The 20981-nt window shown below is 50.4% G+C and carries 20 protein-coding genes, 5 tRNA genes and 1 pseudogene; 9 read left to right on the forward strand and 17 right to left on the reverse strand.

Features of this window, described 5'->3' with window-relative positions; translation table 11 throughout:
- The 10 genes and pseudogenes from FBF28_03360 to FBF28_03405 form a co-directional block, all read right to left on the reverse strand.
- Window positions 1–582, reverse strand: coding sequence for a hypothetical protein (locus FBF28_03360; GenBank protein QJU08580.1), 582 nt, complete (start codon window positions 580–582; stop codon window positions 1–3).
- Window positions 582–1298: an ABC transporter ATP-binding protein gene (locus FBF28_03365; protein ID QJU08581.1), complete on the reverse strand. Its 717-nt coding sequence runs from the start codon at window positions 1296–1298 to the stop codon at window positions 582–584. The genes FBF28_03360 and FBF28_03365 overlap by 1 nt, the downstream gene beginning before the upstream one ends.
- Window positions 1279–1751 (reverse strand): annotated as a pseudogene (locus tag FBF28_03370) (PadR family transcriptional regulator). Before FBF28_03370 ends, FBF28_03365 begins: the two are co-directional and overlap by 20 nt.
- A 49-nt stretch (window positions 1752–1800) precedes the next feature.
- Window positions 1801–2745 (reverse strand): ketopantoate reductase family protein, encoded by a 945-nt coding sequence (locus tag FBF28_03375; GenBank protein ID QJU08582.1) that lies wholly within the window; start codon window positions 2743–2745, stop codon window positions 1801–1803.
- Window position 2746: 1 nt separating this feature from the next.
- Window positions 2747–4162: an exodeoxyribonuclease I gene (gene sbcB / locus FBF28_03380; GenBank protein ID QJU08583.1), complete on the reverse strand. Its 1416-nt coding sequence runs from the start codon at window positions 4160–4162 to the stop codon at window positions 2747–2749.
- Window positions 4163–4203: 41 nt separating this feature from the next.
- A complete protein-coding gene (gene obgE, locus FBF28_03385) occupies window positions 4204–5520 on the reverse strand; it encodes a GTPase ObgE (GenBank protein QJU08584.1) in 1317 nt (438 codons plus the stop codon).
- Between the two features lie 64 nt (window positions 5521–5584).
- Window positions 5585–6538: a LysM peptidoglycan-binding domain-containing protein gene (locus tag FBF28_03390; protein QJU08585.1), complete on the reverse strand. Its 954-nt coding sequence runs from the start codon at window positions 6536–6538 to the stop codon at window positions 5585–5587.
- Window positions 6539–6940: 402 nt separating this feature from the next.
- Window positions 6941–7297 carry a hypothetical protein gene (locus FBF28_03395; GenBank protein QJU08586.1) on the reverse strand — a complete coding sequence of 119 codons (357 nt, stop codon included), beginning with the start codon at window positions 7295–7297 and terminating at the stop codon, window positions 6941–6943.
- A 32-nt stretch (window positions 7298–7329) separates the two neighbouring features.
- Window positions 7330–7743 carry a hypothetical protein gene (locus FBF28_03400; protein QJU08587.1) on the reverse strand — a complete coding sequence of 138 codons (414 nt, stop codon included), beginning with the start codon at window positions 7741–7743 and terminating at the stop codon, window positions 7330–7332.
- A 144-nt stretch (window positions 7744–7887) separates the two neighbouring features.
- Window positions 7888–7962: transfer RNA gene (locus tag FBF28_03405), tRNA-Glu, on the reverse strand.
- Window positions 7963–7998: 36 nt separating this feature from the next.
- Here FBF28_03405 and FBF28_03410 point away from each other — a divergent pair.
- On the forward strand, window positions 7999–9333 hold the full coding sequence (locus FBF28_03410) for a DUF11 domain-containing protein (protein QJU08588.1): 1335 nt from the start codon (window positions 7999–8001) through the stop codon (window positions 9331–9333).
- Window positions 9334–9398: 65 nt separating this feature from the next.
- A complete protein-coding gene (locus FBF28_03415) occupies window positions 9399–9614 on the forward strand; it encodes a hypothetical protein (protein ID QJU08589.1) in 216 nt (71 codons plus the stop codon).
- 10 nt (window positions 9615–9624) lie between these two features.
- Here the strand turns inward: FBF28_03415 and FBF28_03420 are convergent, their stop codons facing one another.
- Both FBF28_03420 and FBF28_03425 read right to left on the reverse strand, forming a co-directional pair.
- Window positions 9625–11796 carry a hypothetical protein gene (locus FBF28_03420; GenBank protein QJU08590.1) on the reverse strand — a complete coding sequence of 724 codons (2172 nt, stop codon included), beginning with the start codon at window positions 11794–11796 and terminating at the stop codon, window positions 9625–9627.
- Between the two features lie 13 nt (window positions 11797–11809).
- Entirely contained in the window at window positions 11810–12964 is a 1155-nt protein-coding gene (locus FBF28_03425) for a class I SAM-dependent methyltransferase (GenBank protein QJU08591.1), read from the reverse strand.
- On the opposite strand from FBF28_03425, the gene FBF28_03430 reads away from it, so the two are divergent.
- Window positions 12939–13394: a response regulator gene (locus FBF28_03430; GenBank protein ID QJU08592.1), complete on the forward strand. Its 456-nt coding sequence runs from the start codon at window positions 12939–12941 to the stop codon at window positions 13392–13394. The two genes, FBF28_03425 and FBF28_03430, sit on opposite strands and share 26 nt — an antisense overlap.
- Before the next feature lie 4 nt (window positions 13395–13398).
- Here the strand turns inward: FBF28_03430 and FBF28_03435 are convergent, their stop codons facing one another.
- On the reverse strand, window positions 13399–14208 hold the full coding sequence (locus FBF28_03435; protein ID QJU08593.1) for a bifunctional 5,10-methylenetetrahydrofolate dehydrogenase/5,10-methenyltetrahydrofolate cyclohydrolase: 810 nt from the start codon (window positions 14206–14208) through the stop codon (window positions 13399–13401).
- 80 nt (window positions 14209–14288) lie between these two features.
- Between FBF28_03435 and FBF28_03440 the strand changes: the two genes are divergently transcribed.
- Window positions 14289–14365 (forward strand) — tRNA-His (locus FBF28_03440).
- Window positions 14366–14439: 74 nt separating this feature from the next.
- Window positions 14440–14516, forward strand: a tRNA-Lys gene (locus tag FBF28_03445).
- Between the two features lie 57 nt (window positions 14517–14573).
- Here FBF28_03445 and FBF28_03450 read toward each other — a convergent pair.
- Window positions 14574–14990 carry a hypothetical protein gene (locus FBF28_03450; GenBank protein ID QJU08594.1) on the reverse strand — a complete coding sequence of 139 codons (417 nt, stop codon included), beginning with the start codon at window positions 14988–14990 and terminating at the stop codon, window positions 14574–14576.
- A 22-nt stretch (window positions 14991–15012) separates the two neighbouring features.
- Window positions 15013–15089, reverse strand: a tRNA-Arg gene (locus FBF28_03455).
- A gap of 43 nt (window positions 15090–15132) precedes the next feature.
- On the opposite strand from FBF28_03455, the gene FBF28_03460 reads away from it, so the two are divergent.
- Both FBF28_03460 and glgP read left to right on the forward strand, forming a co-directional pair.
- Window positions 15133–15207: transfer RNA gene (locus tag FBF28_03460), tRNA-Gly, on the forward strand.
- 34 nt (window positions 15208–15241) lie between these two features.
- Window positions 15242–17011: an alpha-glucan family phosphorylase gene (gene glgP / locus FBF28_03465; GenBank protein ID QJU08595.1), complete on the forward strand. Its 1770-nt coding sequence runs from the start codon at window positions 15242–15244 to the stop codon at window positions 17009–17011.
- 24 nt (window positions 17012–17035) lie between these two features.
- Here the strand turns inward: glgP and FBF28_03470 are convergent, their stop codons facing one another.
- Window positions 17036–18559 carry a UDP-N-acetylglucosamine 1-carboxyvinyltransferase gene (locus FBF28_03470; protein ID QJU08596.1) on the reverse strand — a complete coding sequence of 508 codons (1524 nt, stop codon included), beginning with the start codon at window positions 18557–18559 and terminating at the stop codon, window positions 17036–17038.
- 67 nt (window positions 18560–18626) lie between these two features.
- Between FBF28_03470 and FBF28_03475 the strand changes: the two genes are divergently transcribed.
- Complete coding sequence (locus FBF28_03475) at window positions 18627–19898, forward strand: serine hydroxymethyltransferase (protein QJU08597.1); 1272 nt, start codon at window positions 18627–18629, stop codon at window positions 19896–19898.
- 29 nt (window positions 19899–19927) lie between these two features.
- Window positions 19928–20350, forward strand: coding sequence for a type II secretion system protein (locus FBF28_03480; GenBank protein QJU08598.1), 423 nt, complete (start codon window positions 19928–19930; stop codon window positions 20348–20350).
- Between the two features lie 79 nt (window positions 20351–20429).
- Here FBF28_03480 and FBF28_03485 read toward each other — a convergent pair whose 3' ends face one another.
- Window positions 20430–20867, reverse strand: coding sequence for a type II secretion system protein (locus FBF28_03485; protein ID QJU08599.1), 438 nt, complete (start codon window positions 20865–20867; stop codon window positions 20430–20432).
- Window positions 20868–20981: the final 114 nt, after the last annotated feature.

Below are 20981 nucleotides of genomic sequence, written 5' to 3' on the forward strand. Positions count from 1 at the left end.
TTAGTATATATCGGTAAAGTATGATGATTGCCCACGAGACTGAGCGGCCTTATCCGTGGCGGCAACTTCCTCAGTACTCACCCCTCGAATAAGCATCAGTGCGTCTGGACTTTGTAGGTATGCATCAGGGATCGTACCAAGATACTTTGTATGCTTGCCAAATCTATCAATAATCTTATCCTCGGGATGTTGGGCGACCTTCTCGGCCAGGGCTTTTGACATATAATATTCACCAGATGCTGGTGTTGGTAATTGAGCAAACTGGACCGACCCTTCTGCGCCATGGAGTGATAGTACATCAATTTTTTTATCGCGCCATTTTGTCAAATTACCTAGCTGTACGTTTGACGCCTTTAGCGGCTTGACGGTGGTGTCTCGTTGTCGCTGCTGCGGTGCAGCATTCTTTGCTTGAAGTATAGCCGTATTAATAATCGCACGGTCGGTCCGTTTCAGTAGACCGTTTACACCGGCTACAAAATAACAAACCAACACTATACCAAGTGCGATAGCTGCCGATGTCAGCACGAGGCGGGCCATTGATTGGCGACCAGATTTACGAAGAAGCATCCAACTAACGCTCATTATATAGCCCTCCTGCTATGAACATCAGAGCTCACTGATTGTACATGTCCAGCGCTTGCAATTTGACCATCACGAACAATGATCTCACGATCTGCATACGCAGCAATCGTCGGTTCATGGGTCACCATGATAACCGTTGTTCCATGCTCTTTAGCGGTTGCAATAAATAACTCCATAATCTTCTCCGAGTTAAGGCTATCCAACGATCCGGTTGGCTCGTCGGCAAACAGTACGGTTGGATTGGTCACCATAGCACGAGCAATCGCTACACGTTGCATCTGACCACCCGATAATTCACCAAGCATGCTGCCAGCCTTGTCGCTGAGTCCGACCGCTTTGAGCCAGTGCTCAGCTTGCTTGTAAGCCTCCTGTCGCTTAGCACCATTGAGCAGCAGAGGCAGGGCTACATTATCGAGACTGGTCAATTCTGGCACGAGTTGTCCAAACTGAAAAACGAAACCAAAGCGAGTCCGCCGCAAGATACTACGTTTATCATCATTCATTACATCAATACGGTGACCATCAAAATGAATCTCACCACTATCAACACCGATAATCGCTGCTAGACTGTGCAATAATGTTGATTTGCCCGAACCACTTGGCCCCATAATCGCTAGCACCTCGCCGGCCATAACATCAAGCGATACACCACGCAGCGCTTGCGCCTGTCCAAATGATTTCTTGATATTCCTCGCACTAATAATTGGCTTGCCCATGTAATAATTCCTCCTTTAACTTTGTTAAGCGTGAGATAGTTAGTTCAATCCATCGTAAATCTGCCTCCAAATGAAACAACGCATGATCAATCAGTAGCATATTTGACAAGTCGCTATCACGCCGCTGAGTGGTTAACTCACGCATGCGTTGGATATGTGCGGTGCGCTGATTATCGAGGTATGGTGCGGCGTCTCCCTCCTTGAGAATGGCGAGTACCGACTTAATATACATCGTTGCCTGTAGTTGGGGTGATGGCGCTTCGGGAGTCTCCAACCATTCTTGTAGCTCATAATGTCCTTTTCATCACGTTTTAACCGCGCCAATGTTGAATATACCTGCCCGGCTAGAATTGGCTTATCTTTACCAAAGTAGTCATCGTACTTCTTCTTTAACTCATATCCATAGTTTGATCCTTGCGCTAAAAGCCCAAGAAGTGTGTACTGTGCATTCATACTCTTACTATGCACCACGTGACTAGCTATCGCAAGGGTTATTATAAACTTAGTGTATAGTTGCCTTATAGCGCTGAACAGCCGGATTATATGCCTGCCATACCGGCATCAAAACCCCTAACCGCCTGCCGTCAGCCAATACTTCATCATACCCAGCTAGCCATTCGTTAAATCCGTGCTTCATATGACCCGTTACCATATCGACTACATCGGGCTGTTGAAGTGCATGCCGCATTATTGCAGTAGCTACCCTTAGCGGCATCATTGATAGTACATTGAAAGGGAAAACTCGCCACACCGCAACACCTTGGTGACGACATAGAGACATACCGTCACGAAGTGCCATAATTAGCTGACGAATCGCCCCTGGATCATGCGTTAATGCCGAAAAACTGCCACTACTAGCTATGGCGCCAGCAGTTGCTGATTGCTGGAGATAATGAACTTTCATCCAATCAAGCAGACGAGCATCATAGCTGCTCGCTACCCCAGCTTCTTTTAAATGCTGCATGAATAACTTTGCTCCCGCCCTTGCACCACCAACCCGCGTCGGTGTTGGAAATATAATAACCTTCACGCCATTATTATCTCGCCCACCGCCAATACTGGAAGGGAAGGCAATAAAATAATCATCAGGCGATATATATTGATCAACCTCACTGGCCAGATTCCAATTATTTTGCATAAATCCAATCCACCTAGCCTTAGGCTGATACTTTGCTAGTATCGGCAGTACCGATTGAAGTTGACAGCGATTAACCGTTACTAATATAACGTCGTAATAACCTACTGGCGATGTGACACACTGTGGGTAAAATACCGTCGACTGATACGTATTGTCACGCTGACGCAAATCCTTTATAGCAAGTGGCACGCCTTGCGACACCTCTTCATACCGCTCAGGCAATACGAGCACATCCACATCATGGTGTACCGCTAATAAATGTGCATACGTCAGACCGATTGTTCCCGCACCATAAATTAAGTACCGCATCTTAGTCCTCAGTGGGCAGTATCGCCTCCGCCCATAGCTGTAATTCCTGCAAGATAAACTGCTGTTCGTCAGTCGCCGTCGGCGCTAGACGCTGCAGAGACGCCATAAATTGTGGTAGTTGCGCCTGCAAGTGCTGCGCCCGCCATGTTTCCCATTGCACTAAATCATCTTCGCTGAGCGAGCGCGGAAAGTTGCGCGCTTTGTAGTGTAGTAGCAGCGGCGCCAAACGCTCATCTTGGAACTCTGGATGAAAATCAGCCAGCTCGCGCTCATCGGCATTGCGCACCGCTTCGACACGGATACGATCGCGGTCATGCAAAAAGCCATCGTACAGTTGTGCTTCTGGATCGGGCAATTTTTTGAAGGCTGGCTTGTTTTCAAAAATACTGCGCAATTTTTCGGCAAAATCTGGGTGATTCAGCAAAATATTTTGATGCTGTTGGACAATTTCTGTGCTAAGCGAAATCTTCTGCCAGCCATCGCCCTGTTCCAGCACACCCAGCGGCGCCACTGCTGGACAGCGATTGTACTGCAATTCTTTGACTGGCAATTTGACGAAATCCTCAGCCTGCCGCTCCTCCCACGACGCAAAGATTTTCTTTGTTAATTCCTCCGCACTCAGCCCAACAAACGGTATCGGATCATACCGCAAGTCATAGACAACCACGCCGCCGTTTCGACTGGTCGTCAGCGGAAAGGTCACCGTAGTTTTAGCAAATTCTTTGTCGTAGCGACCGCTGGCATAGACAAACGGTTTTTTATCGTCAACATTAACCAGCTGTTGGACTGCTTTTTTGTCACGCATTTTTAGCAAGTAATCATACAGCTGCGGCTGCTTTTGCTTAATCAATTTCGTCACGGCAATCAGCGCTGTCACGTCCGCCAAGGCATCATGGGCATTTTCATGCGCAATACCGTTGGCGCTAGTGATCAATTCCAAGCGGTTACTTGGCTCACCTTTGTCGTCAAGCGGCCAATTGATTCCTTCCGGCCTGAGCGCTCGCGTCAATCGCACTACATCCAGCAAATCCCAACGCGAGCGACCGTCTTTCCAGCTCCACTCGTACGGATCATGAAAATTGCGCCACAACAAATGGCGGATAAATTCGTCGTCAAACCGAATATTATTGAAGCCAACCGCGATGGTGTCCGGCGTAAAAATCTCCTCGCTCAACATCCGGGCAAACTGCGCCTCGGTGTAACCTTCTTCAACCGTTTTTTGCGGTGTGATACCAGTCACCATTAGTGCATCAGGACTCGGCAACGTATCATCATTCAGCGTCACCAATAGATTATACGGCTCACCAATCGGCTCGAGATTCATGTCCGTCCGCTGCCCAGCAAACTGCATGATGCGGTCTTGCCGTGGATTTAATCCACTCGTCTCGAGGTCGTAGAAGAAAAATGTTTGCGCCATACCTATAGTATAGCAAAGCTACGAGATGACACCCAAACCTACTACTCAACCAACGTAAACGGCTTCGATTCGCCAATCTGCACCACGGTCTCGCCGACTGCACCCTGACGGATTAGCTCGTGAGTGATACCCATTTTTCGCATGATGTCGCGCAGGCGATTGACCGATTCAAATTGATCAAAGTTAGTACGACGAGCAAACTTTTCAATTTTAACACCGTGGATAATGAAACTGACCGCATCTTCATCGTCCGCATTTTCAGGCTCCGCGCCAACCACCCGTTCTACCGTCCAGGCGTCAGACGCTGCTTGTGCATCCAATGCAATAACCGGCAAATCGCTGTCCTCTTCTTCGGTCAGCTCAGCTTCCCGTACTCGATAATTCGTGACTTCCCGACGCAGTAGGCGTAGCAATTCCGTCACGCCAGCATGTGTCTGAGAGGAAATCGCCACCACTGGCGAACCATTGGCTACATTGTGTAACGCTGTCGACTGCATGGCAATGATTTCATCATCCAATCCTTCACATTTCGTCAAAGCGATAATCTCTGGGCGCGTCGCCAATTCCTCGGAATATTTTTCCAGCTCACGGCGAATAGTCTGGTATTTTTCCGCTGGGTCGTCACTATACGCATCAATCATGTGGAGCAACACGGCCGTCCGCTCAACGTGGCGCAGGAACTGATCGCCCAAACCCTTACCTTCCGAAGCGCCTTCAATCAACCCCGGGATGTCAGCAATCAACACTGAACCATCATCAACATCCGCTACGCCCAAATTTGGCGTCAAGGTCGTAAATTCATAATTGGCAATTTCCGGCCGAGCATTAGAAACCACGCTCAAGAATGTCGATTTACCAGCATTCGGAAAGCCAACCAAGCCAACGTCGGCCAATAATTTCAATTCCAGCTCAGCCTCAAATTCTTCACCCGCCTCGCCAAGCTCAGCCATCTTTGGTGCTTGGCGCGTACTGGACGTAAAGTGCGCGTTACCAAAGCCACCGTCACCGCCCCGGGCAACAACTGCTTGTTGCTGGTCTGCCGTCAAATCTGCAACTACCTTGCCGTCGCGCTTGACCAATGTACCCATTGGTACTTTGATAACCAGCGGCGAGCCACTTTTGCCACGCTTATTACGCTTACTGCCGTCACCGCCATTCTCTGCTTTTAGTTCTGGCCTGTAGCGAAAATTCAGCAGTGTATTCAGGTCTTTGGTTGCCAAAAACACCACATCACCACCACGTCCGCCGTCGCCACCATCAGGACCACCCTTATCAACATATTTCTCATGCCGAAAACTGACTGCGCCGTTGCCGCCCTTGCCAGCTCGCACTAACACTTTCGCTGTATCTACAAACATAATTTTAGTATATCAAAAAGCGCTCCCGAGAGATAGCGGAGGCGCTTTATTGCCTTAGAGCATCCTAGTGAATAAAGTTATACCGACCAACTTCAGACATCGGGATCGTTCGATGCGTCACGACGTTATACCCCGCATAATTCATATCACTAACGTAGATCGTGCCACCTTCAACCCGCTCGACCATACCGACGTGGCCAAGACCGCCGCCGCCCCATGTTGTCTGGAAGATTGCCCCTGGTGCTGGTGTATGATTAACGACAAAGCCTGCCGCCCGAGCACTTGCTGCCCACGACGTCGCGTTGCCCCAGAAGCTACCAATTGGTCGACCAAGTGCTGCCCGCCGCTCGTACACATACCACGTACAGTTGCCAAGAGCGTATCGGTTGCCAACTGATGCTCGAGCGTAACCATAGCTGATACCACTGACTGCGCCGCCCGTTGTCCGCCCTGCATAGCCCCGACGGCCAGAGCGGGACGCCACGTAACCTGGCTGCTCATTTTCTGGCAATACGCCACCCGGCAGAACAATTCGTGTATCTTTGGCTAGCGCCGCCCCATTTGCCAAGTCGTTATACAATGCCACTCGTTCAGGATTTGCTTTATACTTTTCTGCCAATTTTTCGATGGTGTCGCCGTCCTTAACAGTGTAGACCACGCCGTCAACCATCGGGATAATCAATGTTTTGCCAGCTTCAACCGCATCAGATGTCGTATTGTTCGCCCAGCGCACCGTCTGGGCCGTCACATTAAACTTCTTAGCAATCGAGTCAATTGTATCGCCCTGCTTAGTAACATAAGTCTTGATGCCGCGCTGAGCTGATTTCTCAGGCTGGATAATCTGTGGCTTAGAAATAACCTCCGTATCACCCTGAGCCAACTCTTTTTTGATTGACAGCGTTGCCGTCGCTTCACGTAAATCACCGGCAGTTGGCAGATTGACCGTCTCAGCCAGATCGGTTACCGCATTAGCAGCCGCCAGTTGATCTACTGAAACCTTATTTGTCTCATGTGTCACACCAGTAGACGGTGCGACTGGCTGAGAGGCCGAGACTGAGCCCTGCTGAATAGCGACGCCACCTGTCTGATAACTTAGTGCCAGAAATGAAATAACTAATAGAAAGATTCCGCCATACGCCGATATTGCGCTTAGCTTGAGTTTTTTGCCCCGATGGGCAGATGCTTGGTTACGAATAACGCTTCTCCCGTGTCAATGTCTCCATCAACGCTGACTACCGTACTGAGTCTTTCTTCTCGCACAAGAACAGGATGCATTGTCGACCTAATAATTAGTTGATATTGCTAAACGATTAGTTTTCCGCATCCGTGCGACCGTTCTGGTAGGCCCGCGCGCTTACACGGCGTATGCCCTGTATGAACGCAAGCTTATTTCCATTATACGCGATCCTCTCATAATTTGTCAATGCTTTACCCTGTAATACACCTCACCCTTTAGCATATACACCAGCCCAACAACAAAGCTCAAAATGACTGCATGTGGCACCACCGCAGACATCGCCATCATCATCACAAAGAGAATAGTTGCGGGAGTAATATACAACAGTGTCACGACAAGTATGAACGCACATATGAGTGCGAACGGCACTCGCACCATCAAGGTTAGACCAATATTGCGATAACGCAGGCCCCGCCTCTGCTTGATTCTCTCCGCCTCAGATAGTTGGTCGGCTGGACGTGGCTGCCAATATGACGCCCCCTTAGGCATCGCGATAATCTTCCATAGCCACAGTGAACCAATAGTCGTACACGCCACCATAAACAATATAGCCGGGAGCGAGTTATTAAAGGCTAGTGTAGCACTAAATATCGCACGGGTACCTCTCGAAGCGCTGAACTAAATGGGCCAACCTGAGAGATATAGAACAGCGCCAATACCACGAATTGCACCACCGGATACACCACAGCCATGGCAAGCGCAGCGATGCGTTGCCGGTACTGGTCAGTTCGACGGGACTGCTTCAAGACAATGAGACCCTGAACGAGGAGTGATGCGATAGCTACGCCAATGACAGCCAGTACTAACGGCATATCCTGAAGGTTCTGAAAGAATAGCGGTAGTTGACCTATGAATACCCCCGTTGAACAAACAAGTATTGCCGCCTCAATGACAATGACTGCCTCACATCGAATATTACGCTCTGGTGAAGATGCAGCCTGTTTCTTAGGTTTATTCTTTGTAGTCGTGGCTGTCGTCTTTGTCATTCGAGGATTTTCTCCTTTCTTTTTGAAGTGTCCTACTGTCTATTATACCAGAGTATTTTTACGTTTTGACGTCAACAAAAATAGCTCGCTATCAAAGCTGAGCGAGCTACTGCAAATACGAACGAGATAAGCATCTCATAAAAATGGTGACCCCACGGAGAATCGAACTCCGATTGCCAGGATGAAAACCTGGTGTCCTAACCGTTAGACGATGAGGCCATTAAACAGGTCGTATTGTAGCAGATTGATAATATTATGTCTAGCTATCCAGTCATGCGAAAATTGACTTTTTCATCATTTTGGTGTATTCTACGTAGAGTTATGAGGATAAAGGAGGAAGTCATGCGAAACTTGTCATCACTATTCCGTTCATTGTCGCTGCGCCATTATGCAGTTCTAGCGATGGTTGCGGTAGCGACAGTGGTGCCAACCACATTATGGGCACTAGATTCCAATCATTCGGCTAATACCAATGCGCAAACACCGACGAATACAAAACCTACGCCAGTTTATAGCTGTAATGCACTCAGCGTTGATCAGTTTTCAACTACTAATTTCAAGTTTTCAGTCAAATATTCCGCTCATGGCGGCGCGATCTATAAGACAACAATTTACAAAGTCTACGATGCCAAGGGTAAAGAGGTGTATCAAACTGGTAACGAATTCAAGGGCTTCACACCGGGCACATACACGGTCAAAGCCTTTATCGTCGTTGATGTGAATGGTAAAGAAGAAATGGTGACCAGCGATGCCTGCACTAAGCAGGCCACAGTCCCCGGCAAAACACCAGATCCAAAACCAAAGCCAACGCCAATTCCGAAACCAGTTGACCCGAAACCCGAACCAATCCCAGATAAACCACCAAAAATTACACTGGGGTTTGCCGTCAAAACTACTGTTGATGGCGCACAACACAAAAAAGTCACCGTCAACAAGGCCTTTACCTACCGAGTAACCGTTACTAACACAGGGACCGCCACTATACATGACACGTATGTTACCAATACCGCACCACAAGGGGTAGCCTACCTAAAGGCATCCGCTGGTACGATTCAAAATAATACCTGGCAGACGCTGATTGGTGAGCTCAAGCCAAATGAATCGAAAACATTTACTGTCGACGCTATTGTCAAGCAATATGTCGCGGGCACACTGACTAGTACAACCTGCATCAAGAGTGATCAAATTTCGCTCGAGGGCCATAACAACTGCAGTGGTGCTACTATAGAGGTGGCCAAGCCGCAGGCCCCAGCTCCGCAGCCAAAACCACAGCCAACGCCGCAACCAAAACCAGCGCCGACCGATCCGAAACAGCCGACACCGACCCAACCAGTAAATCCAACTCGGCCGGCTACACCGGTGCCTGAACCAAAAACGCCAGACCAGTCGAAGCAGCCATCGACCAATGATAATCAGCAGTCACCTTCAGCCTCGAGCGGCACACAAACCACGAACCCACCTGCCACACCGACGACCGTTGGCGAACTGCCACGGACCGGTAACGCCACTGACATGCTCGTTGGTGGACTGGGTCTTGGCGCCCTCCTCACTGCTGGAGTCGCCTACCTCATCAGCCGACGTCATGTGTAATAATAAATCTGGTTAACGTGGATACCCCTCGCACCCCGAGGGGCATTTCATGGTACAATAATATTATGGCAAAGCAGAAGAAAAAGCGCTCCAAGAAATACTCTGGTGTTGACGCCGCAACAACTCGACCCAGTGTCACGCGCATCCAGGCGGTCAGCCGGTCGTCGGCCGGTCAGTGGCTATATGAACGCAAAAAATTACTGCGTGGTGTCGGCATCGGCGTAGTAATAGTCATCGTCGTTATTGTGATTATCACGGGTATTATTAGTCTGTTCCGATAATCAATATTTCTTAGCGACTTGTCACCTTTTTCTTGTTCGCGGCCGGCCTATCAAGCGGCAGACGAAAACCAAACATACTGCCCTTGTCTTCTTTTGACGTAAAGATCATTGATCCGCCGTGCTCTAACACAACTTTACGCGCCAAAAACAAGCCAACGCCCGTACCGTCAGGACGACGCTTGCGAGCATTTGAAGCGCGAAAGAATTTACCAAACACGCCAGACTGCTCAGCTTTTGGCACACCGATACCTTGATCTTCGACCGTAAACACCACTTCCTGCGCGTCACAGCAAAGCGACACCTTGACAGTTGTTTGTTCTTTAGAATAAAAGATTGCGTTATCAATCATGTTCATGATGACTTGGCGGAGTTTTTCGGCGTCAATCGGCAACGTCGGAACATCGTCGTCAATATGTACCGAAAGAGTGATGTTATGCTGCTTGGCCACAATCTTCAGCAGAGCCATTTCACTTTGTACAATATCACCGAGGTTGGCCAGCTGGCGGTTCATAGTGAATGTCCCGGTCTGCAAGCGAGAGATGCTAAGAAAGTCATTGATCAGTTGTACCATGCGCTCACTCGAGGAAAAGGCCTCGCGTAGAACAGCTTTCTGGGTCGAACGAACCGGACCGAGATCACCCTGGAGCAGCATGTCGAGATAACCCTTGATACTGGTTAGTGGCGTTCGCAGTTGATGCGACGCCATAGAAATAAACTCATTCTTCGCTTCGTCTAGTCGCTGTAGCTGCTGGTTGCTCGTCCGCAGCTCCTGCGTCGCCGCCTCGACACGCTGCTGCAGCTCGGCATTCAGCTCATTCACCTCCTCCATCGACTGAGCATTTTTAATGGCAATCGCCAGCTCACCACGCACCGCCCGAAGCATCGAGAGATCGCGTTCGACATAGTTATTTTTCTGACTTTCGCCGATCAGCACAAAACCAACGATATCCTCCTGTAGCGACAATGTCATGACGATAGCCAGCTTTTGTAGTTTCATCGTCCGCCGTAACTGCTCCGGCAGTGATTCGACCACCGCCACGTCATCGAGCTGCTCAAGCTGGTGTTGCATTACCAGCTCCGCTAGATCTACCTGCGGCGGACGAGTGTGTCCACGTGAGCCAAATATCCGAAAGCGACCATTATCATACACGGCAAAAATAACCTGACGCGCCTTGATAAGCCGTGTTAGGCACACCGCTAACCGAGTCGTCAGTAGTCGCAGCCCCATCGTATGTAGCAAAATTTGCCCAATCTCGTTGATAAAGCTTTCAATGGTATAGCCCTGTCGATAAAATAGCTTGTCAGTCAGGCGATCAAAAAACTGCTTGGTCGGTTGAAACAAAAACCCTAACAATAATGCCGCTAGCACACCCCAGAATCCTGGCATCCCGCCGATATCATGACCACTGAACGCACTGACAATCGCCGAGATACTATAGGTTGCCGTGTAGTATACGATTGTTAATAAGCTTAGCAGCATGGCGTACGCAATTGTTCGCACCGCCGCATCTTTCAAACCGAAGAGACGATGTTTGACAATCGTCAGGTATGCCAGCGGTATAAAAATAAAAGTGCTCAGCGGCCCAATCCAGATGAGGTCATAGCGACCAACAGCCGGCAGCAGTAAATTAAATATCATACCTACGCTGCCAGCAATGCCATAGGCATAGGAAATGAGTCGTAGCTGAGAGCGCACCAAGAGCGCACTGCGGCGACGAGCCTGATGCGCGAGGATGATGAGTGCCGCCAAAAATAGCAGTATGAAATACACCATATAGAAGAAATAGCCGATCGGATGAATCACGACCGTATGGTCATTCAGCGCCACCTGCGCTATCAGCCAATCAACTCGCACCACAATCACCGTAGCAACAATGCCAAATAACACCCAGGCAGTGACTGGCACGTATTTTGTTGTTCGCCGCGCACCGATGTGAGTCGCCACTGAGATCATGGCTGCCGCGATCAGTGCTGCTCCGATGTAATATATCCTCAGGTATATCAGTGCCGCCGCCAGCACATTAGTCGCTAAAAACGCCGCGATACCCAATGCCCACAGCGCAATGCCAACCGTCAGCACAAAAAAGAACCGGGTTGCCAGCTGGCGTGGTTGATGAGCCACAACCATAAGGCCAAACATCAGCGACATCACCCCGGCAATGATTAGCCCCGCTATCTCCATGCCCACTCCCTTGTCATATTTCTAGTGTATCACCAATCTTCGGTCTATGCATAGCATATAGTGCATAGACGCCATCATCAGGACAATACACATCAACCTGCCAATCACCCAGACCCGCCGCCGCCGCGATCCGCTGTATTGTTTCGATTGACCGGGGCTGGATATGTGGCCACTGCACAACATTGAGCGTAAAGCCTAGCTGCGGATGCGTATCACGCATATTACCAACCAGCAGCAGTCCGCCGGGTTTCACCAGTTGGGCAGCATTGGCTAGAAAAGTTGCCGCATCGACCTGCAGCACCGTCGAGCCTTTACCTAAAAGCACCTCAGGCACATACTCCAAAATTCCAACGGCATCGACTGCATCGTACGTAGCCGCCTCAAGACCAACCTGCCGCCGCAGTGCTCGAGCTGCCACGTTGGTTTGTGCATCTACCGCAGGCGAGACTACACCCTGAGGGCGCAGAATATTCATACAGCGAACGTTGGTAAACTGCCTGACTTCCATTGTCTGGGCATACGTTTGCGCGGCCTTGAGCGCCGACCGGTCAAGATCAACCAGTGTGACGCGCGGCGTAGGGTTGCCGCTCTCTTTGATGTGCCGGAGCGCATGACAAACTGGCTGAGCAGCGCCGCAAGCTAAGCTAACCCATTGCTGCTCTGCGGCGCCCAGAGACGCTTGATCAATAACGTGCCTGGCAAGAATATCCTGAACAATTTCACCGCGACTGCGAATACCGTGCGCATCCAAAATATTACAGGCCCAGTCGCGCACCACTGGCGAGACCGGCTTGCCATTCGCTAATTGCTTGGTGTTCGGATCATACAACAAGGCCAGTGCTGACGCCGTCGGTATCAGTTCCAGCCAATTCTCAACGCCAGGAACCCGAGCGATCAACTCGCGTGTCGCTGGATTCGTATCATCAATCCTCGTTCGCTGGCGCCCAATCGCTGCGTTGAGATCACAATCACCATGAAAGCCCATGCCAGCCAACTCTTCTAGCTCCGCTGTTATCCTCTCGTAGGATGACGTCTGGTATTGGTCACACGTTGGCACTGGATGAATCCGCCACTGATCCATCTCAAGTTTCGCCGCGCACTCTGACAACTCAACCCAGCCATAACGATCTGGCTGAATAGTTATGCTTTCACGCTGCTTTATTGTCACTTTGCCCACCTCTTTTGTGCTAGTTTTACAATACACCACTGCCTGCTATAATACAATTATGGTTAAAATTGCTATCATTGAAGATGACGCGACGATCAGTCAGATGTACCGAATGAAGTTCGAGGCGGACGGGTTTGACGTGCGGCTAGCGAGTAATGGTACAATTGGCGTGGCGCTCGTCGAATCGTTTCGTCCAGATGTTATTTTGCTTGATATCCAGATGCCAGAGATGGATGGAGCCGAGGCCTTGCGACGTATTCGCTCACACGCATGGGGCAAGACCATACCGGTTATCGTGCTGACCAACCTCGGCGAAGAAGAAGCTCCGCGCGAGATGCGCTCACTCGGCATCCAAGGCTACATCATTAAGGCCAACCTCACCCCGCGCCAAGTCGTCGCCCAGGTCAAATCAGTCATTACAAAGCCGTGAGTTTCTACCGGATATTGACCCGGCGCAGGCACGCGGTAATCACATTATCAAACAATGCGCTCACCGTCAGCGGGCCGACGCCGCCTTTTTCTGGTGTCAAGTGAATATCGGTGCGCGTCCGGTTTGCTGGTGCCACGTCACCAACAATCTTACCATCCTCCGAGGCGGTGCCTGCATCGACTACCACCGCACCAGGTCGGATCATGTTCGGCTGAATCAGTCCCGCCACACCAGTTGCCGTGACGATGACATCATATTCGTGTAGTCGCGATAAATCATCACCCCGACTAAATACCGTTACGTCCAGCCCCGACGCTCGCCACATCCGCTCGAGCGGCGCACCGACCAGCCGCCCACGCCCAACAATAGCCAACCTTTTACCAGCCAGCTCCACACTATAGCCCGCTAACAGCCAATTGATGGCCATCGGTGTCGCCGGGTCAAACAGCGTTCGCTCAGAATTAAGGCCATCGACGTCTTTTTCCGGTGCCACCAGCCGCACAATTTGATCGGTCTGCTCTGGCTCAGCGAGCGGCAGTTGGACGATGATTCCCTGGACGTCATCGCGTTGGTTTAGCGTCGCGATTGTCTCCGGCAGCTGCTGAGTCGCCACCCGACAAATTTCTACCTCAATCAAAATATCCGCACCGTAGCACTGCTTGAGGCGCATGTAGGTGGCGATGACCGGATTGTCCGAATCGGTAACGATGGCGAGGCGTGGCTGGATGTGATGTGCTTGACGGAGCATGCGCACCTGCTTGGCCTGACGCTGCTTGATAAACGACGCGAGTTCTGCACCATTGAGAGATTTCATTGTTTGATTGTAGCAAATCAGGATGAGCACGTCGAGCGCCTTGAGGATGGTAGCTGCCTGTGGTATAATCGGGAAGCTTGGCGGATGTAGCTCAGTTGGTTAGAGCGCTGGATTGTGGCTCCGGAGGCCGTGGGTTCGAGCCCCATCATTCGCCCCAAGCATTGTCCATAGCAAAAAGTGCGACGTTATACTTTGCCTTTACCGTTCATTATGCTATAATCTGGACTGATTGGGCCAGTAGCTCAGCTGGTTAGAGCACCTGCCTCTTAAGCAGGGTGTCGAGGGTTCGAGCCCCTCCTGGCCCTCCAAGGAATTATTAAACCCCAGTTTTCTGGGGTTTTAGTATGCATAATAAATCGTACTGCTTACGAAAATGGATCGTGGCCACGTGAAGGCGGCTCTTGAAATCGAGGCGATGGTAGCGACGGACGAGTAATATTATCAGCAGGACCGCCCGGTGGCACACTGCCTGGGATATTTTGTGACGGGGACGATGGCTCTGCCTGGCGCAGCGAATTACCCGCAAAGGTACGATTAGAGAGCGGAACATCACTAGTCGTGTCATGGTCTTCCAGTGTATCGTCAGCGCTCGTTGGCGGCATATAACCACGCGCACCCAGCGCTGATGACTGATAATTCCCGATCCGCTGACGATCACAGTTGCGGTCGCTCACTCGACGACTTCGACCGGTATTACCAAACGCCGGCTGCGTCCGTGGCCGATGCGCCATTAACCGCTGAACTAACCGACGCGACATTCGAGGTTTACCACTAGCATCCATGTGACCCTCCTTCGATCATTCCTGGCGCCCCGAGTAGGATTCGAACCTACGACCTTAGGCTTAGAAGTCCTCTGCTCTATCCAGCTGAGCTATCAGGGCATGTTCACATTATAGCATCTTTCTGGTACAATAGTGCAAGCTCGCGGGTGTAGTACAGCGGCTAGTATGCAAGTTTTCCAAACTTGAGATGGGAGTTCGATTCTCCCCACCCGCACCAATGTCAGATAATTTCAATCCGCGAAAAGGGCATCATGGATTCATATTCATACACAAACACGTCACCATATCAGCCACAGGACATCGAAGACGCCTCCGAATTTTATGACGTAATTGAGCGTAGCAGCCTGACGCATCAACTGTCTAAGTCACGGCCGTACATCTACTGGACAATGGAAATTTATGACAAGGCCAACGGCATCAAAGGTGGTGGCGGCCTGGGCGTATTGGCGGCAGACACGCGGCGGGTAGCCGAAAAGCTGGAAGTGCCATTTGTGGTGGTGACGCCATTTTACCGCAGCGAATCACATCAAAAAATTACCGACCTCGCACAAACTGAATACGTCGAAAAAGTCTCGCCCCAGGAGTATGGCTTTCATTATATTGATGAAGTTTCAGTCAGCTCCGCCGGCTTTCCCGATGCTAGCCTCAGCGTCTTTCGCAAGACGCTCGGCTCAACGCAATTTGTCACCATTTCAGAGCCAAACTTTGGGCAATTGTACGAAGGCGAAGGCTCGGGTGATCACCGGCTGTACCAGGAGGTAGCCCTTGGGTTTGGCGGCTATAAGGCCCTGAAACTACTCGGCATCAAACCAGCCGTCATTCAGCTCAATGAAACCGCAACAATTTTTGCGGCACTGGCTCGGCTGGACGAGCTATGCGCCAACGGTATGAACTTGTACGAAGCAATCGTTTACGTCCGCAAACACACACTCTACACCAACCACACCCTACTCCAGGCCGCTGAACCAGAGTTTCACCGCTCGCAATTTGAAAAATTAGTACTGCCAAACCTCAAAAGCAACGCCGTGCGCTGCTGGCTGATGGAGCAATTTCGTAACGACCGTTTGCGACCTAATTTGCTGGCAATTGAGTTGACCGAAGCCAAAAATGGCGTCAGTAAACTGCACGCCCGCGTGGCAAATTTCCGCGACCGCAACAACGACAAAGTCAAATTCCACGCCATCACCAACGGCATTGACCTGGAAACATGGGTGCTGCCGGAGATCCTGCAGACTTATCGTGAGCATACTATTATTGATAAATTTGGCTTGCCAACAGAGCAGTATCAAGAGGCAATCGCCACGCTACCCGCTAGCACCATTCGCTCGCTCAAACGCGTGGGCCGGCTGGAGCTAAACCGAGTCCTTATGGGGCGCAAGGATCAATACAACAACCCAGTTCACCTGCCCGAAGACGCGCTGGTATTTGACTTCAAACGGCGGTTCGCCAATTACAAGCGACCGCATCTACCATTTGAGCGCCCAGAGACACTCAGGCAGATTTTGCTCGATAGCAACGCTCACTACATTCTCGCCGGTAAGGTTCATCAGGGCGATCATGATATGTATCAGCAGCTCCTGACCATCCTCAAGCTCGTCGATAGCGACCCTGTCCTGCGTGAGCGCGTCCACTACATTCAAGATTACGACGAGACCCTGGGACGAGCGCTGGCGATTGGCTCAGACGTTGCTATCAACGTGCCGATCATTGGCCTCGAGGCCTGCGGTACATCATGGGAAAAAGACATTGCCAATCTCAAGCTGCTTATCTCCACCAGTGACGGTGGCGTTGCCGATATCAAGCCAATCGCCTGCCTCGAGGTGAGCGGCGTGAGTCTAGAGGATGAGACCACCTCGCTCTACGCTAATATGCGGCGGGCGGCACAAATTATCGCTAACGACGAGCTACTGACACAGCACATTCATCGCCAGCTCACAGCCTATCTACCGATCATATCGGGTGCACGAATGCTCAAGGATTATCTCAAGTTTCTGTTTCCTGCCCGTCATACAACCAAATAGAGCCGATAGCAGAACACTCCGTAGCTACTCGGTGATAACTTCAATCTCTGCACCCAGTGAATTAAGCCGCTGCGCTAGTTCCTCGTAGCCGCGATTAATTGAATACACATCACGCAAGATTGACACGCCCGGCGCCGCTAACATGGCGAGCAGTACCACAACCGACGGCCGCAGCGCTGGCGGCGCCACAACATCAGCGGGCTTCCACCTGGTCGGGCCAGTGATATACACCCGATGCGGATCAACCAGCTCAATCTGCGCATTCAATTTACTCAGCTCGGTGAAATAAATCGCTCGATTCTCGTAACTCCAGTCGTGCACCAATGTCCGACCTTTAGCGACGGTCGCAATCAGCCCCAAGAACGGCAGGTTGTCCATATTAATCCCCGGAAACGGCAGCGCGTGAATCTTGTCTTTTGGTGCAACCAACCTAGAGTGTTTCAGCGTGATATCCACCAAGCGAGTACGACCGTTGTTGGCTGCGTATTCCTCGCTTAACTCATATTGCAAACCCATCTCAGCCAATGTTGCTAGCTCAATTTCCAGAAACTCAATTGGCGCCCGACGCACCGTGATTTCTGAATCAGTCACCACGGCCGCTGCGATAAAGCTCATGGCCTCGATCGGGTCTTCAGACGGGTAGTAATCAACCACCGTATTGATATGCGACCGGCCCGTGATTTTCAACGTCGTTGTACCAATTCCTTCGATGGTCACGCCCAATTTCTGCAAGAAGAAACACACATCCTGCACCATGTAGTTCGGACTAGCGTTGCGGATGATGGTGGTGTCTGGCGACAGAGCCGCCGCCATGATAACGTTTTCCGTCACCGTATCACCGCGCTCAGTCAATAAAATTATCCGATCGCCCGTTGTCGGCTCGACGCGCGCATGATAGTACCCACCCTCGGCCTCTACCTGCATCCCAAAATGCTTCAGCCCCGACAAGTGTGGCTCCACCGTGCGCTTACCGAGGTTACAGCCACCAGCAAATGGCAGCCGAAAATCATGATATTGATGAAGCAGCGGGCCAAGGAACATGATCACGGTACGCGTGCGTTTAGCGGCAGCGATATCCATATCCTCCAGCCTCAGCCGCGCAGGTGGTATAATCTCCAGGTCGTTCTTTCGCAGCCAACGGGTTTTAACACCAATCGAGTTGAGCACCTCAATGATCCGGTTAACCTCCTCGATACGTGCTACATGACGCAGCGTCGTTTTTCCCTTGTTGAGCAGGCTGGCGCAGAGCAGCCCCACGGCCGCATTCTTGCTCGTTTTGACCGATATATCACCAGAAAGTTTTTTACCACCATGCACCCGAAAGTTCATCTTGCCTGAGTGATTGAGCGTAACTATGTTACAGTTGAGCACATCACTAATCCTCATTAGCATCTCGACACTAATATTTTGACCGCCGTTCTCGATACGATTGATGGCACTTTGTGATGTACCGATGGCCTCAGCTAGTTGTGTCTGGGTGAGGCCTTTGCGATTACGATTCTCATTGATAATAACGCCGATTTTTTGGAGATAGTTATTCATGCTCATAACGCACAATATATCACACATGATATATGATGTAAAGTGCTATAATAGAGGAAAAGGAGGGAGTGTTATGCAGGATACACAGATAGCCGACTTAATTGCGGCAGAAATAAAACGGCAGCAGCTGGGGATCGAAATGATCCCAAGCGAAAATTACGTTTCAACTAGTGTACTCAAGGCGCTGGGCAGCGTCTTTACCAACAAATATTCTGAGGGCTACCCTGGCCGACGCTACTATGGCGGGCAGGATAATACCGACCAAATTGAGCAACTGGCGATTGACCGCGCCAAACAACTATTCGGTGCTGATCACGCCAATGTCCAGCCGCACTCTGGCGCCCAGGCCAACGAGGCGGTGTATTATGCGTGGTGCCAGCCCGGCGATACCATTCTGGCGATGGATTTGGCGCACGGCGGACACCTGACCCACGGCGCACCAGTCACCCGCTCGGCCCGCGAATATAAATTCGTCCGCTACGGCATAAAGAACGTCGAGACTGGTGAAATTGACTATGAGGAAATCCGCCGTTTGGCGCTGGAACATAAGCCAAAGATTATCCTAGCAGGCTTCTCGGCCTATCCGCGCGAGCTAGATTATGCTAAGTTTGCCGAGATTGGCAACGAAGTCGGTGCGATGCTGATGGCGGATATGAGCCACATCGCTGGATTAATTGTCGGCGGTGTGGCTAAAAATCCGTTTGACTACGGCTTTCATGTTATCACCACTACCACGCACAAAACCTTGCGCGGCCCGCGCGGCGGCTTGATTTTATCGAGGGGAATAGTCGGCAACCCTTTGAAGCGGCCAGAAAAAACCTTGGAAAACTTGCCAACGCTGATCGACCGGGCGGTCTTCCCTGGCACTCAAGGCGGCCCACACATACACACCATCACTGCCAAGGCAGTGGCCTTTGGTGAGGCGTTACGCCCAGAGTTTGCAGCATACGCCCAGCAAATCGTAAAGAATGCGGCCGTGCTGGCAGATGAGCTGAAACGCGGCGGCTTGAAATTAGTAACCGGTGGCACCAGTAACCACTTGGTGCTGGCGGATGTTTACGGCAGCTTTGGTATTGATGGTAAAACTGCTCAGGAACGGCTAGAGGCCAGTGGCATCACCGCCAACGCCAATGCTATACCGAACGACACCCTACCACCATTCCGTCCCAGCGGACTGCGTCTAGGCACGCCAGCACTCACTACGCGTGGTATGATGGAAGCGGAAATTAAGCAAATTGCCGAGTGGATTATTACAGCGATAACCGCAGAGGACTCGGCAGAATACGCAAAAATTAAGCAACAAACTACTAGCCTTGCGGCGCGTTTTCCGCTACCATATAACTAATACTAAATAACTTGGGGGGCAAATCAGAAATGATTTCTTCAAACAAAACTAAAGGTTTCACATTGGTTGAGCTCTTGATCGTTATCGTGGTCATCGCTATCTTGGCTGCTATTTCGATAGCAGCATACAATGGTGTATCCAACAAAGCTCGAGACGGTGAAAGACTAGCCAGTGCACGCGACATTATCAACGCCGCTGCCGTGTATAACTCAGAAAAGGGTCATTGGCCGACGATAGCAGAACTAGGATCATTTAATACGATCAAGCTATCCGACCAAATAAAAAATCGCCTCGGAACCACCACACCAATCCCAAGCGACAGGAGTAAGTATAAGTACGAGCTATGTGGAACTGCGCCGGGCTTTACTGGCGCAAAAGTTACCTACTGGAAAGAGGTGACTGATGGACACGAGACTCACGAGAAAACAGTAAGTAGTGGTAGCGGATGTTAAGAAAGTAACATGACACAGAATAAACCCCGGAACTAGCCGGGGTTTATTTATGTCCTTCCTATTTCCTAGTATAGGGATATTATGAACACTTACCGCTCGTGAAGCTCTTCACGTGGTCTGTGCCGTAGTCAACATCTTTCCAGTACTTAACCCGAACACCAGTTGCCTCATCCTGATTGGTCGTAGTAGCGCCATCCTTGCAGAATTCATATCCATAATGATTCTTGTGACCATCATCTGGAGCGGTAGCATCGGTATTGTCAGTTACGGTTTTTGGAACCTTGATGGTATTAAATGTACTAACCTCAGTGACAGTTGGCCACTTGTCTTTCTCAGAGTTATATGATGCAGCTGCATTGACAAGGTTGCGCGCGTTTGATTGGCGCTCATCGTCACGTGCTTTTTGTGTCACACCATTGTACGCCACAATCGAAATAGCAGCCAAGATAGCGATGACCACGATAACGATCAAGAGCTCAACCAATGTGAAACCTTTAGTTTTGTTTGAAGAAATCATTTCTGATTTGCCCCCTATTTTTAGTTAGTTATTATTGTAACTTGATTGTAGCAAAGCGATTATAAAAGCGCAAGCATTTTATGAATAATTCCCCGATTCGACTCACGTTGGCCA

The organism is Candidatus Saccharibacteria bacterium oral taxon 488 (assembly GCA_013099195.1).
Lineage (GTDB): Bacteria > Patescibacteriota > Saccharimonadia > Saccharimonadales > Saccharimonadaceae > Nanosynbacter.

Excerpts from the sequence above, each read along its gene's own strand:
- FBF28_03360 (QJU08580.1), bottom strand. The coding sequence starts at position 582 with ATGAGCGTTAGTTGGATGCTTCTTCGTAAATCTGGTCGCCAATCAATG.
- FBF28_03365 (QJU08581.1), bottom strand. The coding sequence starts at position 1,298 with ATGGGCAAGCCAATTATTAGTGCGAGGAATATCAAGAAATCATTTGGA.
- FBF28_03375 (QJU08582.1), bottom strand. The coding sequence starts at position 2,745 with ATGCGGTACTTAATTTATGGTGCGGGAACAATCGGTCTGACGTATGCA.
- sbcB (QJU08583.1), bottom strand. The coding sequence starts at position 4,162 with ATGGCGCAAACATTTTTCTTCTACGACCTCGAGACGAGTGGATTAAAT.
- obgE (QJU08584.1), bottom strand. The coding sequence starts at position 5,520 with ATGTTTGTAGATACAGCGAAAGTGTTAGTGCGAGCTGGCAAGGGCGGC.
- FBF28_03395 (QJU08586.1), bottom strand. The coding sequence starts at position 7,297 with ATGGTGGCGTGTACGACTATTGGTTCACTGTGGCTATGGAAGATTATC.
- FBF28_03400 (QJU08587.1), bottom strand. The coding sequence starts at position 7,743 with ATGACAAAGACGACAGCCACGACTACAAAGAATAAACCTAAGAAACAG.
- FBF28_03410 (QJU08588.1), top strand. The coding sequence starts at position 7,999 with ATGTCTAGCTATCCAGTCATGCGAAAATTGACTTTTTCATCATTTTGG.
- FBF28_03415 (QJU08589.1), top strand. The coding sequence starts at position 9,399 with ATGGCAAAGCAGAAGAAAAAGCGCTCCAAGAAATACTCTGGTGTTGAC.
- FBF28_03420 (QJU08590.1), bottom strand. The coding sequence starts at position 11,796 with ATGGAGATAGCGGGGCTAATCATTGCCGGGGTGATGTCGCTGATGTTT.
- FBF28_03430 (QJU08592.1), top strand. The coding sequence starts at position 12,939 with ATGCTTTCACGCTGCTTTATTGTCACTTTGCCCACCTCTTTTGTGCTA.
- FBF28_03435 (QJU08593.1), bottom strand. The coding sequence starts at position 14,208 with ATGAAATCTCTCAATGGTGCAGAACTCGCGTCGTTTATCAAGCAGCGT.
- FBF28_03450 (QJU08594.1), bottom strand. The coding sequence starts at position 14,990 with ATGGATGCTAGTGGTAAACCTCGAATGTCGCGTCGGTTAGTTCAGCGG.
- glgP (QJU08595.1), top strand. The coding sequence starts at position 15,242 with ATGGATTCATATTCATACACAAACACGTCACCATATCAGCCACAGGAC.
- FBF28_03470 (QJU08596.1), bottom strand. The coding sequence starts at position 18,559 with ATGAGCATGAATAACTATCTCCAAAAAATCGGCGTTATTATCAATGAG.
- FBF28_03475 (QJU08597.1), top strand. The coding sequence starts at position 18,627 with ATGCAGGATACACAGATAGCCGACTTAATTGCGGCAGAAATAAAACGG.
- FBF28_03480 (QJU08598.1), top strand. The coding sequence starts at position 19,928 with ATGATTTCTTCAAACAAAACTAAAGGTTTCACATTGGTTGAGCTCTTG.
- FBF28_03485 (QJU08599.1), bottom strand. The coding sequence starts at position 20,867 with ATGATTTCTTCAAACAAAACTAAAGGTTTCACATTGGTTGAGCTCTTG.